This window comes from Rhizobium sp. CBN3, from assembly GCF_030518245.1.
Classification (GTDB): domain Bacteria; phylum Pseudomonadota; class Alphaproteobacteria; order Rhizobiales; family Rhizobiaceae; genus Rhizobium; species Rhizobium aethiopicum_A.
This window is the reverse complement of sequence record NZ_JAULSE010000007.1, coordinates 83,674-98,043: the sequence shown is the minus strand read 5'-3', so window position 1 is coordinate 98,043 and position 14,370 is coordinate 83,674. Positions and strand designations below refer to the sequence as shown.

Below are 14,370 nucleotides of genomic sequence, written 5' to 3'. Positions count from 1 at the left end.
GCTGGTTCAGGCCCATCGCCGTCCAGAGCCCGATCAATCGGTTTCAAAGGAAACGATGATGACACTTCTGATCATTGCCTATCTCGGAGGCGTGCTGACCATTCTCAGCCCTTGCATCCTCCCTATCCTCCCCTTCGTCTTCGCCCGAGCCGGCCAGCCTTTCGTCAAGAGCACGCTGCCGATGCTGGCGGGCATGGCCGCCACTTTCGCGCTGGTCGCCACGCTTGCCGCAGTCGGCGGCAGTTGGGCGATCCGTGCCAATGAATATGGCCGTCTCGCCGCGATCGTCCTTCTCGCGCTCTTCGGAGCGAGCCTGCTTTCGCCGCGCTTCGCAAGCACGCTTGCCCGCCCGATCGTCGATCTCGGCAACAATCTTCTGAACGCCAGCGGTGCCGGACGCACCGCGCCGACGGTCAGGAGCGCGCTCATTCTTGGCGTCGCCACCGGCCTGCTCTGGGCGCCCTGCGCCGGACCAATTCTCGGACTCGTGCTGACCGGCGCGGCATTGCAGGGCGCCAACCTGCAGACAACAGCCCTCTTGATCGCCTATGCCGCCGGTGCTGCGACCTCGCTTGCCGTCGCCTTGCTTGTCGGCGGTAAGATCTTCGCCGCGATGAAGCGCTCGCTCGGCCTTGGCGATCGAATCCGCCAGGCTGTCGGTACTGCCGTGCTGGCGGGTGTGGCGGTGATCGCGCTCGGTCTCGACACCAGCCTGCTGGCGCGCCTTTCCTATGCCAGCACCGCCTCGCTGGAGCAGGCCGTGCTGGACAGGCTGCATGCCAAGCCGGTCGGCGGCACGCCCTCCGGAGCGGCGAGCAGCGACACGATCATTCCCGCTGCCGATGGAAGCAAACCTTTCCGCAGTGATCTGCCCGTCGAAGCTTATGCGCCTTCGTTCGACGGCGCGGTCGAATGGCTGAACTCGAAGCCTCTGACCAAGGAGCAACTGCGGGGCAAGGTGGTGCTCGTCGACTTCTGGACCTATTCCTGCATCAACTGCATTCGCACCATTCCCTATGTCAGGGCCTGGGCGGAAAAATATGCGAATCAGGGCCTGGTCGTCATCGGCGTACACGCCCCGGAATTTGCCTTTGAGAAGAAGATCGACAACGTCAAGAAGGCCGTCGGCGACTTTCGGATCGGCTACCCGGTTGCGATCGACAATGACTACAAAATCTGGCGCGCCTTTGAAAACAGCTACTGGCCTGCCGCCTATCTGATCGATGCCAAAGGTCAGATCCGCTATCACCATTTCGGCGAAGGCAATTACGGCACGACCGAAAAAGCCATCCAGGATCTACTGCGTGAAGCCGGCAGCCAGATGGCGGAAACGGCACCGGTCGCGCCTAATGCCAAGGGCGTGGAAGCAGGCCCCGACCTCGCCAATATCCGCTCCGGCGAGACCTACATCGGCTACGCACAGGCCGAAAATTTCGTCTCGCCTGAAGGGCTGCAGGCCGATACGCCGCAGAACTATTCGATCGCGGAGCCCGGCATCAACGCATGGGGCCTGTCCGGCACCTGGACCATTGGTAAGGATGAGGCAACGCTCGATGAGGCAGGCGGCGGCATCGCCTACCGTTTCAGCGCCCGCGATCTGCATCTCGTGCTCGGACCCGGTGCCGGCGCCAAACCGGTCCGTTTCCAGGTGAGGCTCGATGGCAAGGCGCCCGGAGCCGATCATGGCTCCGACATCGATGCCGACGGCAACGGCACGGTCACCGCAACGAGGCTTTACCAGCTCGTTCGCCAGTCCGGCACCGTCGCCGCCCGCACCTTCGAAATCCGCTTCCTCGATCCGGGCGTCCAGGCCTACGCCTTCACCTTCGGCTGAACCCAGAACCATTTCATATCCCGCCCTTCAACATCACCACAAGGAGTGACCCCATGAACAAGCATCTGACTTTCATCGCAAGCCTTGCATTTGCCGCCGCCGGAATCGCATTTGCGGCCGAGGCTGCCGAGGTCAAGAACATCGTGATCGTCCACGGCGCCCTGGCCGATGGCTCGGGATGGCGAAAAGCGACCGAGATCCTCGAAAAGCGCGGCTTCAACGTCACCATCGTCCAGGAGCCTCTCACCTCGCTCGATGACGATGTGGCAGCGACGAAGCGGATTCTCGACCTCCAGGAAGGACCGACGCTGCTCGTCGGCCATAGCTATGGAGGCATGGTCATCACCGAAGCCGGCAACAATCCAGGCGTTGCGGGCCTCGTCTATGTCGCCGCCTTCCAGCCTGACAAAGGGGAAAGCTTGCTGAGCCTCGCCAGCTCGAAGCCGGCCGGCAGCATGGACATCAAGGAAACGAAGGACGGCAAATATCTCTATCTCGACCCTGGCGCCTTCGCCGTGGCTTTCGCGGCCGACCTGCCGAAGGCCGAAGCCGATTTCCTGGCAAGATCGCAGGTCTTCGCCGCCAAGCAGGCCTTTTCAGCCAAGATCGGAGAGCCGGCATGGCGGACGAAGCCGAGCTGGTCGATCGTCGCCACCGAGGATCGCTCCATCAATCCCGAGTTGGAGCGTGACATGGCCAAACGAGCCGGCAGCGACGTGACCGAGATCAAGGGCAGCCACGCCGTCTTCGCATCCCAGCCGGAAAAAGTCGCCGACGTCATCGAAAAGGCGGCTACGAAAGCCGGCCGATAGAGAGGGGTAAGACAAGGCCACCTCCCCTTCTCCCGGCGGGAGAAGGGGAGGTCAGCGCCCCTCCCTGACGCCAGGGAGGGGCGGATCAGCTACTGGTTGGAGGCGACCGGACGCACCAGCGGAGTGACGCGACGGATGGTGACGCGGCGGTTTTCCTGCTCGGGGCCTGACGTGTTGACCTTCAAGTAACGTTCGCCGTAGCCCTGCGTCGCCATGTTTTCCGGCGGAATGCCATAGACGTCGGAGAGCACATTCGCGACCGATTCCGCCCGCTGGTCGGAGAGGACCAGGTTGCTCTGGTCGGAACCGACAGCGTCCGTATGGCCCTCGATCAGGAAGGTCTCGCTCGGATCTTTCTTCAGCACCTGGCTGATCGCGTCGGCGACCTTGCGCAACGTGCGCGCCTGGGTCATCGGGATCTCGGCGCTTCCGGTCGCGAAGGTGATCGTATCGAGGTCGATACGGCGTACCTTATCGCGAATACGGGCGGAATATCTCACCTCGTCAAGCGAATAGACACGCTCCACCTGCTCGACTGGGGGCTCGCTGAGGAATTCGTAATAGTCCCGGTCAGGATCGCTGCTGGTGTCGATGATATAGTCATTAAGCGGGACACGCAGCCGCATCGGCGGCAGATCAGCGCCCGGGTCATCGAAATAGCCGCGATCAGGATCCTCATAGAGATCAGGTGAGTAGTAGAGCACGTATTCGCGCCCGCGGGCATCGACGCGCGACCGCTGGATGATGTCGCCGTAGCGGTTGCGGATGGTGACGATCCGATAGCCTTCCGGCCGGGTGATGATCTCGCGATAGCGATTATCCGGGAGCTCTTCATAGATCGGCTGCTCACCGTCGCGCAGGAACCGTCTGTCGTCGTCGCTACGCACGATCACCTGATTGTTGTACTGGATGATCACGCGGTTATCGTCCGTTTGATCCTCGATGCGCGCTCCCTCGGGACGGGCAAATTGCGGCCGCGTGTCGAGCCTCGTGCCCTTCTCGCTAGTCACTGCCTCGAGCTTTATCGCTGGGGCAGCCGCCGCAGCAGCGGCCTGCGCATCGGCATCCGAGGTCGGCACCTTCACCTCCTGGCTCTCGGCCCGCAGCTTGTCGCGGTCACGGCGGCTTTCGCGGCCCTTGCTGCGATCGGCATCCTTGTCGCTGTCGAGCACGGCCGCACCATTCTCGACCGGCAGCACGACGGTTTCGTTGCTCTTGGCCGGGTCGGCGGCAATCGCCTTGCGGCGCTGCAACTCCTCGGGGGAAACCTTTTCCGGCGCAGGAAGAGCCTGCTCCACATGCTGGCCGCCGCTGGTACCCGGCGCCGGCTGGGCCGTGTCGGTGGCGGGCGCAGCGGGCTGTTCGCCAGCGGGCTGTTTGGCGGCCGGCTGTTCGCCGGCGGGCTGTTTGGCGACGGGTTGCTCACCGGCGGGCTGTTTGGAGGCAGGCTTTGCAGCTGTGCCCTCCGTCGGCGCTTCGGCGGGCGCAGCTTCAGGAGCGGCCGCCTTGTCTTCGGCCGGCTTCACCGCCGGTGCTGCAGCCTCGCCCTTCTTCGGCTTCTTGGCAGGCGCTTCGGCAGCGGGTTTTGCCTCCGGCTCAACTGCGGGCTTGGCCTGTTCCTCGGTGGGCGTCACCGCCTCGGGAGCGGCGGTCTCGGTCTTAGCCTTGCCCTTATCTCGGCTCTGGGCCTTGTCCTGACCCTTCTTGCCACCTTCCGGCTTGACCTCGGGCTGGGCCTGTTCGGTCTCCGGCTGTACTTGCTTTGCGGCCGGCTGCTGTTCAGGCGCCGGCTGAGCTTCTGGTTCGGCTTGCTCAGTCTGCTGCTTTTTCGGCTTTCTCGGCTTTTCCTGCGTTACCGGCTGCTGTTCTTCCTGTTGCGGCTCGGCCTGCGGCTGGGCTGCCTGCTTGGCTTTCCGCTCCGGCTTGCTCTCGGCCTTCGGCGCGGGCTCCTCCTTCGGCGCTTCGGCCTTCGGCGGTTCCGGCTCTGCCTTGGGTTCGGGCGCAGGCGCCTCCTTGCGCTCGGCCTTCGGCTTCTCGGCAGGCGCCTCCTTCGGCTGCTCAGCGGCAGGCGCCTGTTCGGCCGGCGTTTCCCCCTTCTGCTTGCGCTTCTTCTTCAAGAGTTCCTCTTCGGAGGGCGCGTCCTGCGCCACTTCGAAGCTGCCCTGTTCGATCTGCCGCACGGCCGCAGCCTCGGTCGTAGCGCCGCGTGCGGCCGCCACTGCCGATGCCGGCTGCAGCGCCAACGAGAGAGAAAGCAGCGGGAAAGCTGCGCTTGCAAACAATCTTGATTTCTTGCCCATCGGGTTTCCTCGATCCTGTTTGAGCTTCCTGAAGGCCGACAGGCCTCGGTTCGCCCTAGTTTCGCAATGAGGCGAAACGGCGAATTGGCAAAGCGCCAAACCGCCGATTTGTTCCGTTTCTAGGAATCAGCGGATTAACCTCCGGTGAATGTTGCAGTCTGCTTTCGTTCATCTCATCTGTTATTTGCACCGCACAATTGGTGGGAATTTCAGTTGCATTTCCGTGAAAAAAAGTCTGATTATCGCCGCAAGGCGGTGCCCGTCACCGTTGAACAGCAGCCGTCAGCCCAAGAGAAAAAAGCGCGATGGCTACCAACAGAGAGGATCCTCATGCATATCTCCACCCGTATCTTCGCGGCAGCCTCGATCGCGGCAATGTCGCTCTTTGCCGGTTCGGCCATGGCCGATGGCGAGAAATACGTGATCGGCACCGATTCGACCTATCCGCCCTTCGAATTCGTCGACGCCAGCGGCACCATCCAGGGCTTCGACATCGATATCGCCAAGGCGCTCTGTGCCGAGATGAAGGCCGAATGCTCCTTCGTCAGCACCGATTGGGACGGCATCATCCCGGCTCTGAACGCCAAGAAGTTCGACATGATCGTCTCCTCCATGTCGATCACGCCGGAGCGCCTGAAGCTCGTCGACTTCTCCAACAAGTACTACAACACCCCTCCGGCCATCGCCGTACCGAAGGATTCGAAGATCACTGACGTTGCCGGCCTCAAGGGCAAGGTGATCGGCGCACAGACCTCCACGACGCATGCCAACTACGCCGAGAAGCACCTCGCCGACACCGAGCTGAAGCTCTATCCGACGGCTGACGAATACAAGCTCGACGTTTCCAGCGGCCGTGTCGACGCCGTCATCGACGACGTTGTCGTGCTCTCAGAATGGGTCAAGTCCGATGCCGGCGCCTGCTGCAAGATCCTGACGACCCTGCCGGTCGACAAGGAAATCAACGGCAACGGCGCAGGCATCGCCATCCGCAAGGGCGATCCGCTGAAGGAGAAGCTCAACACCGCGATCGCTGCGATCCGCGCCAGCGGTGAGTACAAGAAGATCCAGGACAAGTACTTCGATTTCGACGTTTACGGCGAATAAGAAATTCGGTATCTGGCCGATCAAGCGAATGGCGGAAGGCTTGCTCTTCCGCCATTTTTGTTTGACAAAGGTGGCAAGATCAAAACGGCAAAAGCCGTGAGGGGAATTCTCGCATGGGCGGATTGTTTTCCGCGCTCGGCTCCTTCTGGAGCTCACTTGTGCACATTTTCGATCCGCTATGCGGACCCGTCGGCATCTTCACCTGGCTGGGTCAGTCGACGATTCTTGCTTGTGGCGACACCGGCTGGGGCGACGAGATCGCCCTTGGCCTGCAGGTCACCGTATCGGTGGCGATCGTTACCTTGCCGATCGGCCTTGTCATCGGTTTCCTCGTGGCTCTCGGCCAGCAGTCGGAAGAAAGATCGCTGCGCCTGGCGGCCGGCATCTACACGACGATCTTTCGCGGCCTGCCGGAGCTTCTGACGCTCTTCATCATCTATTACGGCATGCAGATGCTCATCCAGTCTCTCCTGGAGCTTGCCGGCTATGTCGGGCCGCCTGTCGAGATCAACGCCTTCCTGGCCGGCGTGATCGCTCTGTCGGTCGTCTTCTCCGCCTATTGCTCGGAAGTGTTGCTTTCGGCCTTCCGCGCCATTCCCAAGGGCCAATATGAGGCGGGAGATGCGCTCGGCCTGCATCGCGGCCGCACGCTGCGGCTCGTCATCCTGCCGCAGCTTGTTCGCATCGCCCTTCCCGGTCTGACGAACCTCTGGATGGTGCTCCTGAAGGACACCTCCTACGTCTCGATCATCAGCCTTGCCGACATCCTGCGCCAGACGAGCGTCGCCGTGCGGGTGACCAAGGAGCCGTTCTTCTTCTATGGCATTGCCTGCTGTCTCTATCTCGTGCTCGCCATCCTCTCCTCCTTCCTGCTTGTCTATGTCGACCGCTGGGCCAAACGTTCGGAGGTCCGCCGATGAGCTATGCTGAGACATTGATCCCGCCGCAGCCCGCACCCCGCGAGGTGGCAAAGCCGGTCACGGCGGCACGCCTGTGCGGCTACGTCTTCGTTGCGGTCTGGGCTCTGTTCGCCGCGCTGCTGGTCATCACCGTCATCAATGGCTGGGATCCGGACAAATTCACCCGCTACGGACCGCGTTATCTGCACGGACTTTGGGTGACGCTCAGCTTGGTTGCCGTCTCCGTTGTTTGCGGCGCCATCCTGTCCCTGCCGCTCGCCATGGCGCGGCTGTCGAACAACCGGGCGCTTAACTGGTTCGCCTATGGTTATATATATTTCTTCCGCGGCACGCCGCTGCTTGCGCAGCTGTTCCTGGTCTATTACGGCCTCGGCGTCTTCCGCCCACAGCTGGAAGCCGTCGGCATCTGGTGGTTTTTCCGCGAAGCCTGGTATTGCGGCCTCTTTGCCATGACGATCAATACGGCGGCCTATCAGGCGGAAATTCTGCGCGGCGCAATCGAAAGCGTGCCGCATGGCCAGCGCGAAGCAGCAGCAGCCCTCGGCATCCATAAGACCATCGCCTTCCGCAAGATCATCCTGCCGCAGGCCTTCATCGTCGCGCTTCGCCCCTACGGCAACGAGATCATCCTTTTGATCAAAGGCTCGGCGGTCGTCGCCATCATCACCGTGCTCGATCTGATGGGCGAGACCCGCTACGCCTTCTCCCGCACATTCGACTACCAGACCTATCTCTGGGCAGCGATCTTCTATCTCACCATCGTCGAGGCGCTGCGCCATCTCTGGGCCTGGATCGAGCGTCGACTGACGCGGCATCTCAAGCGCTAAGCATGACGGTCAAAGTGTATCGCGGTTTTGGTTAAAGCAGCTTGGCAGCACTCGTATCATCATGCTGCCAAACCATTGAAAATAAAAAAGAATACTTCCTTCGCAACGTATCTGTTAAGCTTGCGTTAACCACTCGCATGTTTCCATTTCACGTGGCGCTAATAAAGCGCGAGTGGGAACGAGAAGAAGCTGAATACGATGCACAAGGACATGGAAAAGCAACTGCAGGGTTACGGTCTGACGACCGCGCAGATCCTCTACCACCTGCCGGATCACCCGACGATCCTGCAGACTTACGTCTGGCAGGATTATGACCTCGCCCCCGATTTTCCCGAGATGCGCGGCTTCCTGAAATTCTGGCAGGAGAAGCTCGATGGGCCGCTACATTCGGTGCGCTACGTCCACCGCAAGCTGATTTCGGCAACCGAGTGGCGGGCACTGAAGGGTGAGTTCATCCTGCACTGATCAGACATGCGCCTCGCCATGGCCGAATTCGCCCTCGTCACGATCCGGACGCAGCGCGAAATAGAGCATGCCGATATAAAAGATGACGACGATCGAAATTACCGCGAGGCCGGGGAGCGGCCCGAGAACGGCATTGTCGATTACATAGGTCCAGGACTGCGCCTGCAGCGCCGGCGCGCCCTCCGTCTGCAGTTTCGGCGTCGAGATCTTCAGGCACCAGGCAAGCAGCAGGATTAAATACATCCAGCCGTAATTGCGTTTGAGCCGCCGATGCATTGCTTCACCATAACTGAGCAGAAAGCGTGGATGACGCAGGCTGTCGGCGATCACCGCGGCCCATTCGCTGCCGGCCGCAGCGTTCGGCGCCATGATCTGCGCGAAATAACAGCGCTCGACCTGCCGGATTCGGGCGCGGTAGATATCGAAGAAGCGGTAGCGCCGCGCCTCGATCATCAGAAGCAGTGTAATCAGCATCACGCCGAACAACAACACGCCGTGATGCGAGGTCGGCGTCGACAGCGACACCGAGAGCAGCGCCGCCACCACGGTGATTGCCCAGTTGGAAGTCCGGTCGATGCGGTCGCGCCAGCTCGTCATCCGTCCGAGCTCACCGCGGTAATAATGGCTGAGCGAATTGGTGATCTCGCCTGGCGTCGTGGGCAGCAGCAAGGGGCGCTCACCCTCTTCTTCCCTTGCCGGTGGCATCCTGTCTTGCTCCCCTTTCATGGCATCTCCTCCCGTCATCTTCTTTTTCGCCATTCTGCGCCTGTAGCCGCGCCATTGCAAAACATCGAAAGCCGCCGTAGAGCCATGCCTGAACACAGAAGGACATGAACCGCAATGGCAAAGAAGATCGACGAAGAAGCCCTTGCCGAGGCCTATAACCGCGCGCTGGCGCTGGAGAAATCAGGTGATGTCGATGCGGCCGTGGCAGCCTATGAGGACGTCTTGGCGATCGATCCTGAGGACCACGGCGGAGCCGCCGTGCGCATCGCCGCGATGGGCCGCGGCGAAACCCCGGTCAAGGCGCCCGACGCCTATGTCGAAACCCTGTTCGATCAGCATGCCGAGGTCTTCGAGGACGTGCTCGTCGAGCAGCTCGGCTATCACGTGCCGATGCTGGTGCGCCAGCGCCTGCAGGCATTGAAGCTCGGGCCGTTCAAGCGGTTGCTCGATCTCGGCTGCGGCACAGGTCTCACCGGCGGCGCGCTGCGCGACCTGTGCGAGGACATGACCGGCATCGACATATCGGAGAAGATGGTCGAGATCGCCCACGAAAAAGATCTTTACGAGACGCTCTTCGTCGCCGAGGTCGAGGATTTCCTCGACGACAACGACGAGGAGGCTTTCGACCTCATCACCGCCACAGATGTGCTGCCCTATCTCGGCGCGCTCGAACCGCTCTTCTTCGGCGCCGCCGAAAACCTGATGCCGGGCGGCCTGTTCATCTTCTCCTCCGAAACCTTGCCCGAGGAGACGCTTGCCGGCCGCGCCTATATGGTCGGGCCGCATCAGCGCTTCGCCCATGCCGATACCTATGTCAGGGAACGTCTGACGGCCACCGGTTTCGAACTCGTCGAGGTATCGGACATCAACGTCCGCATGGAAGATGGTCAGCCGACACCTGGCCACCTGGTGATCGCTCGATACATCGGCTGAAGGAATAGTTGCACAACTGGCGAAGTATCTATTGCGCGGCGCTTTCAGACCTGATACTTAGTCTTTCGGTAAAGTTTTCTACCGGATAAGAAAGGTCGCCGCATGTCGCTCGTGCTCTATGGGCATCCGCTCGCCTCCTTCTGCCACAAGGTGCTGATCGCGCTTTATGAAAACGCGACTCCCTTCGAAAATCGCCTCGTCGATCTGTCCGACGAGGCTTCGCGCGCCGATCTCTTCCGCTTCTGGCCGATGGGCAAGATGCCGCTGCTGAGGGACGAGGCGCGCGACAGCACCATTCCCGAAACCACGATCATCATCGAATATCTCGACCATTACTACCCCGGCCCCGTGCGCCTGCTGCCACTGGAGATCGATCGGGCGCTGCAGGTCCGCCTCTGGGACCGCTTCTTCGACCAATATGTCCAGGTGCCGATGCAGACGCTCGTCAGCCATCGCCGGCGTCCCGAGGGCACGGCAGACGAAATAGAGATGGCCGCCTGCAAAGCGGCGCTCACCACTGCCTATGCGATGATCGAAAAGCAGCTGGGCGAAAGCCCTTGGATAACAGGCGAGGCCTTCACCATGGCCGATTGCGCCGCAGCCCCGGCCCTCTTCTATGCCGAGACGCTGGTCCCGTTTTCACAGGAGCAGCCGAAACTTGGCGCCTATTACGATCGTTTGCTGGCGCGCCCGTCCTTCGCCAGGGCGCTGGAAGAGGCCCGCCCTTATTTCAAGTTCTATCCCTATCAGGACAGGCTGCCCGCCCGCTTTCGGGATGCGGCCGAATGATCGAAAGCCAGGCGGATCTCGACCGCATGTTTCACGCCCTTTCCGACCGCAGCCGCCGCGGGATGATCGACCGCCTTGGCCGCGGCCCGGCCTCGGTCACCGAACTGGCCGCACCGCTCGCCGTCGCCCTGCCGACGGTGATGAAACATCTGCAGGTGCTGGAGGAGAGCGGCCTCGTCCTCTCCGAAAAATCCGGCCGAGTGCGGACTTACCGGCTGCAGCAGGATGCGCTCGCCGCTGTCGAGCGCTGGGTGGAACAGCGAAAAACCCGCTGGACCGCCGCCTTCGACAGACTGGACCAATTTCTCGCCGATGAGCCGGAGACCCTTCCCGAATGACGACACGCTCTGCCGAACATACCACCTTCGTCATCGAGCGCCGCCTGAAGGCGCCCGTCGCCCGGGTCTTTCGCGCCTGGTCGACGCCGGAGTCGAAGCGGCAATGGTTTGCCTGCCACGGCGAATGGGTGCCGCTGGAATATGCGCTCGATTTCAGGCCGGGCGGCACAGAGAGGAACCATACCGCCGACACCGATGGGCTTCTGCACGCCTATGACGCCCACTACATCGATATCGTGCCGGATACCCGCATCATCTATGCCTATGAGATGAAGCTCGGGCAAACCCGCATCTCAGCCTCGCTCGTCACCGTCGCCTTCGACGTCGAACCCAGCGGCACCAGAATGGTCTTCACCGAGCAAGTGGTTTTCCTCGACGGCTACACCGACAACGGCGCCCGCCTTCAGGGCACTGAGATCGGCCTCGACAATCTCGAACTCTTTCTCGAGCGCGAGACGAGCCCGATTCACTAACGCGGCCGGATGAAATGTCACAGGCCGCTTGATTTCTTCCGTGAGCCGGCCGCCCGCACCGACCTATTCAGCGCTGCCGCGGCTCGAATAAGCGCCTTCAACGCCTCCTAGTTGATCTCGTCACCTTCATGAAAGTCGATGGCACGCCGGGTGTTGCCGTCGAGGCTGGAGTTGAAAAGGCTGTTCGGATCCTCAAGCGAGGCTCCTTTGGCGAAGGTAAGCTTGACCACGCTCTTATAGGTCTCGCCGGTGCAGATGATGCCGGCGCGCTCCCACACCGGAACCCCTCGCCACTTCCATTCCTCGACCACTTCGGGTTCGGCCTGCTTGATGAGTGCGCGGACCCGCGCGAGCATGTCGCCGCGCCAATCCTTGAGCTCCTCGATCCTCGCATCGATCAGTTGAGAGGGAGAGGCTTGCCCGCTTCCTTCTTCGGAATCGGTCCTCTTCATGGTTGCCGTCACCTTCCTCATGTTTGTCGTTCTCCCGTCACCGCGCATCAAAAATCTCACATCCGTTCGCCGGGCAACCGGCTCGCCTGCTCTACCCAGGAGGCAATCTGCACCTCGTCAAACGGGTCGTTCTCGCGGATGTCGAGGTAGCGCACCTCTTTCTGCTTGGACTCGCCTGGCGGCAGAGGATGCAGCGACGCGCCCTTGAAGAAAGCCACCTTGACATAGCTGGCGTAGCAATGGACGCCGAGGAACCAACCTTGCCCTTCCATGCCGTAAAAGGGCGAGTTCCACTTGACCGCCTTGCAGACGCTGGGCACGGTTTTGGTGATCAGCGCATCGAGGCGACGCCCGATCTCACTTTTCCAGTCCGGCATGGCGGCGATGTAGGCTTGCACGGGCGCATCGCCATAACCCTTGGGGATTTGCGGGTTGCCACCCGACAGAAGCTTCGGCGCCGCGACCGCCGGTTTGGCGGTCTTTTTCGTGACCTTCTCCGCGCCTTTCGACGTTCTGCCCGCCATAGATTTCCTCCTATCCGCCGATGCCTCCCGCGCCGCGCCGTTTCGCGGCATAGGGCAGCACGAACAAGGTGAGACTGGTAACGAGAAGCAGGCCGAGCGGCAGCAATGCCAAGAGCCCAATCCAGACCGCCGACTTCTCCTGTACCATGACGATGATATTGACGATGACGGCCAGCGTAAAGGCGATGGACAGCCAACGGTGGACCTGCCGAGCCCAGTTGTTCAAGCTCAATGAAGCCTCCTCAAAATCAGCCCGAGGGCCCGCCCGCTCGGCGATGGATCAGTCAACCCGCGCCAACACCTGTTCCAGTCTGTCGAAGAATTGCGGCCACCCGCTCCTGGCGCCGCCATAGGCCTGCCGCTGATCCGCCCGGAAACCAGACTGCTCCATGCGCAGATGCGTACCCGTGCCCCTCGGCGTAAGCGTCCAGGTCACGACGGTTTCGAGGCCATAGGCGCCCCAGCTGTAAGCGAGGGTCTTGTGTGGCTCGACTTCCAGAACGCGGCAGTCGACCGCGCCCCAATCGGCAGTGAAGTTGAAGCGATGGTCAACGATCGGCTTGAAATCGCTTTTCATCAACCACTCCTGCATCAGGTGCGGCTGGGTCAGCGCCCGCCAGATCTTTTCCGCGGGAAAGGGCATCTCCCTTTCGATGATGACGGAGCGCGTCTCGGTCGTTAAGTCAGTCATTGATCCATCCTCTTCAACAAATCTTCGAGCGCAGTGAAGCGGTTTTGCCAGAAGCCGGCCATCTCGCTCGTCCAGTCGACGAGCGGCGCAAGCGCGCCGAGCTGCGCGCTATAATGCGTCTGCCGCCCCTCATGACGGTCGCGCACCAAGCCGGCTTGCTTCAGCAGCCCGAGATGTTTCGAAACGACCGGTTGCGAGACCCCGGCCTGCGCCGTCAACGCCCCGACCGTCTTCTCCCCCTCCCGGCACAGCCGCTCGAAAAGCGCGCGCCGGGTGGGATCCGCAAGCGTCCTGAAGAGCACGTCCTGAACGTTCGACATTGAAGACCCATATCTATAAGGCTATGAATTAACCTATAGCCATCGAGATATACGTATGTCAAGCGGCGAACAGAAAGCGACTAAACGACCAGAAAAACCTATAGCCAACTCGCCAGCGGATACAACAATCGAAAAGCCAAGACATATCTAGCATAGCCCGTCGGCTATGCATAATTGCGACCCGCCATCCTCAGGGGCAACCAACAGGCAGAAAAACGCCTGAAGCCGCAGACGGCTTCCGGCGATACATGCTCTGCATCTTGTTTGAGCTCAGCAGTCGCGGCGGCCGCCGTGAAGAGCGGCCATGCGCTTCTGTCCGACCGAATCGGATTGGGGGACGAAGCGTTCCTGCGCCTCGCGGATCGTATCTTCGTCGAGATGGCGGATCAGCCGCTCGGCCGCCTCCCAGGCTTCTTCGTCGGTTTCCCGCACGATGAAATGCAGGCGGATGCCGAAGGTCACCTCCTCTCGCTGCCTCGCTATCTCTCTCGGTATTCGGCGGCCAATCGCTCGCGAATGAAGGCGGGACCGCCGGCAAGACGTTTCGCAAGCAAGCTCGCCGGATCGACCATGCGCCAATATGGCGTCACCGTCGAAACCGGTTCGCCCTTCTCCAGCGCGCCGAAGGATAGTTCGGCGATCGCGCGCAAATGCCGCTGCACTGTCACCGGGCAGCAGGCATCCGCTCCGTATTGGGCGGCGAGACGGCGGCGCAGGACGCCGGCCTCGGTGAGAACACCTTCAGGCGCCAATCGAATCTGCTCTTCGATCATCTGCCGCGACGGAATAAGCATCGCCTGCGTGCCGTGCGGCCTTTGCGACGTGGCTCGATCGTTGGAATTTCGTTCATGTGATCCCCGGG

16 protein-coding genes and 3 pseudogenes are annotated in these 14,370 nt (G+C 61.5%); 10 read left to right on the top strand and 9 right to left on the bottom strand.

Going from position 1 to position 14,370, the window contains the following annotated elements; genetic code table 11:
• Positions 1-58 precede the first annotated feature (58 nt).
• Both QWJ46_RS13060 and QWJ46_RS13055 read left to right on the top strand, forming a co-directional pair.
• Complete coding sequence (locus tag QWJ46_RS13060) at positions 59-1,834, top strand: cytochrome c biogenesis protein DipZ (protein WP_302751644.1); 1,776 nt, start codon at positions 59-61, stop codon at positions 1,832-1,834.
• Positions 1,835-1,887: 53 nt separating this feature from the next.
• A complete protein-coding gene (locus QWJ46_RS13055; RefSeq protein WP_302751492.1) occupies positions 1,888-2,646 on the top strand; it encodes an alpha/beta hydrolase in 759 nt (252 codons plus the stop codon).
• Positions 2,647-2,735: 89 nt separating this feature from the next.
• Here QWJ46_RS13055 and QWJ46_RS13050 read toward each other — a convergent pair whose 3' ends face one another.
• Positions 2,736-4,946 (bottom strand): OmpA family protein, encoded by a 2,211-nt coding sequence (locus tag QWJ46_RS13050; RefSeq protein ID WP_302751491.1) that lies wholly within the window; start codon positions 4,944-4,946, stop codon positions 2,736-2,738.
• 330 nt (positions 4,947-5,276) lie between these two features.
• Between QWJ46_RS13050 and QWJ46_RS13045 the strand changes: the two genes are divergently transcribed.
• The 4 genes from QWJ46_RS13045 to QWJ46_RS13030 all read left to right on the top strand — a co-directional run bounded on the left by QWJ46_RS13045 (position 5,277) and on the right by QWJ46_RS13030 (position 8,262).
• The gene (locus QWJ46_RS13045; protein ID WP_011425675.1) at positions 5,277-6,050 is read left to right on the top strand and encodes a transporter substrate-binding domain-containing protein; all 774 of its coding nucleotides are present in this window, start codon (positions 5,277-5,279) and stop codon (positions 6,048-6,050) included.
• A gap of 113 nt (positions 6,051-6,163) precedes the next feature.
• Positions 6,164-6,970 carry an ABC transporter permease gene (locus tag QWJ46_RS13040; protein ID WP_302751490.1) on the top strand — a complete coding sequence of 269 codons (807 nt, stop codon included), beginning with the start codon at positions 6,164-6,166 and terminating at the stop codon, positions 6,968-6,970.
• Positions 6,967-7,797: an ABC transporter permease gene (locus QWJ46_RS13035; RefSeq protein WP_302751489.1), complete on the top strand. Its 831-nt coding sequence runs from the start codon at positions 6,967-6,969 to the stop codon at positions 7,795-7,797. The genes QWJ46_RS13040 and QWJ46_RS13035 overlap by 4 nt, the downstream gene beginning before the upstream one ends.
• Before the next feature lie 198 nt (positions 7,798-7,995).
• On the top strand, positions 7,996-8,262 hold the full coding sequence (locus tag QWJ46_RS13030) for an usg protein (protein ID WP_011425678.1): 267 nt from the start codon (positions 7,996-7,998) through the stop codon (positions 8,260-8,262).
• Here QWJ46_RS13030 and QWJ46_RS13025 read toward each other — a convergent pair whose 3' ends face one another.
• The gene (locus QWJ46_RS13025; protein ID WP_302751488.1) at positions 8,263-8,988 is read right to left on the bottom strand and encodes a DUF2270 domain-containing protein; all 726 of its coding nucleotides are present in this window, start codon (positions 8,986-8,988) and stop codon (positions 8,263-8,265) included. It abuts the gene before it with no gap.
• 114 nt (positions 8,989-9,102) lie between these two features.
• Here QWJ46_RS13025 and QWJ46_RS13020 point away from each other — a divergent pair, with 114 nt between their 5' ends.
• The 4 genes from QWJ46_RS13020 to QWJ46_RS13005 all read left to right on the top strand — a co-directional run bounded on the left by QWJ46_RS13020 (position 9,103) and on the right by QWJ46_RS13005 (position 11,521).
• Entirely contained in the window at positions 9,103-9,921 is an 819-nt protein-coding gene (locus tag QWJ46_RS13020) for a methyltransferase domain-containing protein (protein ID WP_302751486.1), read from the top strand.
• A gap of 102 nt (positions 9,922-10,023) precedes the next feature.
• A complete protein-coding gene (locus QWJ46_RS13015; protein WP_302751485.1) occupies positions 10,024-10,710 on the top strand; it encodes a glutathione S-transferase family protein in 687 nt (228 codons plus the stop codon).
• Entirely contained in the window at positions 10,707-11,048 is a 342-nt protein-coding gene (locus QWJ46_RS13010) for a helix-turn-helix transcriptional regulator (protein ID WP_184459678.1), read from the top strand. The genes QWJ46_RS13015 and QWJ46_RS13010 overlap by 4 nt, the downstream gene beginning before the upstream one ends.
• Positions 11,045-11,521: an SRPBCC family protein gene (locus tag QWJ46_RS13005; RefSeq protein WP_184459677.1), complete on the top strand. Its 477-nt coding sequence runs from the start codon at positions 11,045-11,047 to the stop codon at positions 11,519-11,521. The genes QWJ46_RS13010 and QWJ46_RS13005 overlap by 4 nt, the downstream gene beginning before the upstream one ends.
• Before the next feature lie 17 nt (positions 11,522-11,538).
• Here QWJ46_RS13005 and QWJ46_RS13000 read toward each other — a convergent pair.
• The 7 genes and pseudogenes from QWJ46_RS13000 to QWJ46_RS12970 all read right to left on the bottom strand — a co-directional run bounded on the left by QWJ46_RS13000 (position 11,539) and on the right by QWJ46_RS12970 (position 14,358).
• Positions 11,539-11,994 (bottom strand): annotated as a pseudogene (locus tag QWJ46_RS13000) (DUF1801 domain-containing protein).
• A gap of 35 nt (positions 11,995-12,029) precedes the next feature.
• On the bottom strand, positions 12,030-12,497 hold the full coding sequence (locus QWJ46_RS12995; RefSeq protein ID WP_184459675.1) for a DUF1801 domain-containing protein: 468 nt from the start codon (positions 12,495-12,497) through the stop codon (positions 12,030-12,032).
• Between the two features lie 10 nt (positions 12,498-12,507).
• A complete protein-coding gene (locus QWJ46_RS12990; protein ID WP_184459674.1) occupies positions 12,508-12,729 on the bottom strand; it encodes a hypothetical protein in 222 nt (73 codons plus the stop codon).
• Between the two features lie 48 nt (positions 12,730-12,777).
• Positions 12,778-13,188 carry an SRPBCC domain-containing protein gene (locus QWJ46_RS12985; protein WP_184459673.1) on the bottom strand — a complete coding sequence of 137 codons (411 nt, stop codon included), beginning with the start codon at positions 13,186-13,188 and terminating at the stop codon, positions 12,778-12,780.
• The gene (locus QWJ46_RS12980; RefSeq protein WP_184459672.1) at positions 13,185-13,508 is read right to left on the bottom strand and encodes a helix-turn-helix transcriptional regulator; all 324 of its coding nucleotides are present in this window, start codon (positions 13,506-13,508) and stop codon (positions 13,185-13,187) included. The genes QWJ46_RS12985 and QWJ46_RS12980 overlap by 4 nt, the downstream gene beginning before the upstream one ends.
• 276 nt (positions 13,509-13,784) lie before the next feature.
• A pseudogene (locus tag QWJ46_RS12975) lies at positions 13,785-13,973 on the bottom strand (LLM class flavin-dependent oxidoreductase); the annotation flags it as partial.
• Between the two features lie 14 nt (positions 13,974-13,987).
• Positions 13,988-14,358: pseudogene (locus tag QWJ46_RS12970) on the bottom strand (hypothetical protein).
• Between the last annotated feature and the right edge of the window lie 12 nt (positions 14,359-14,370).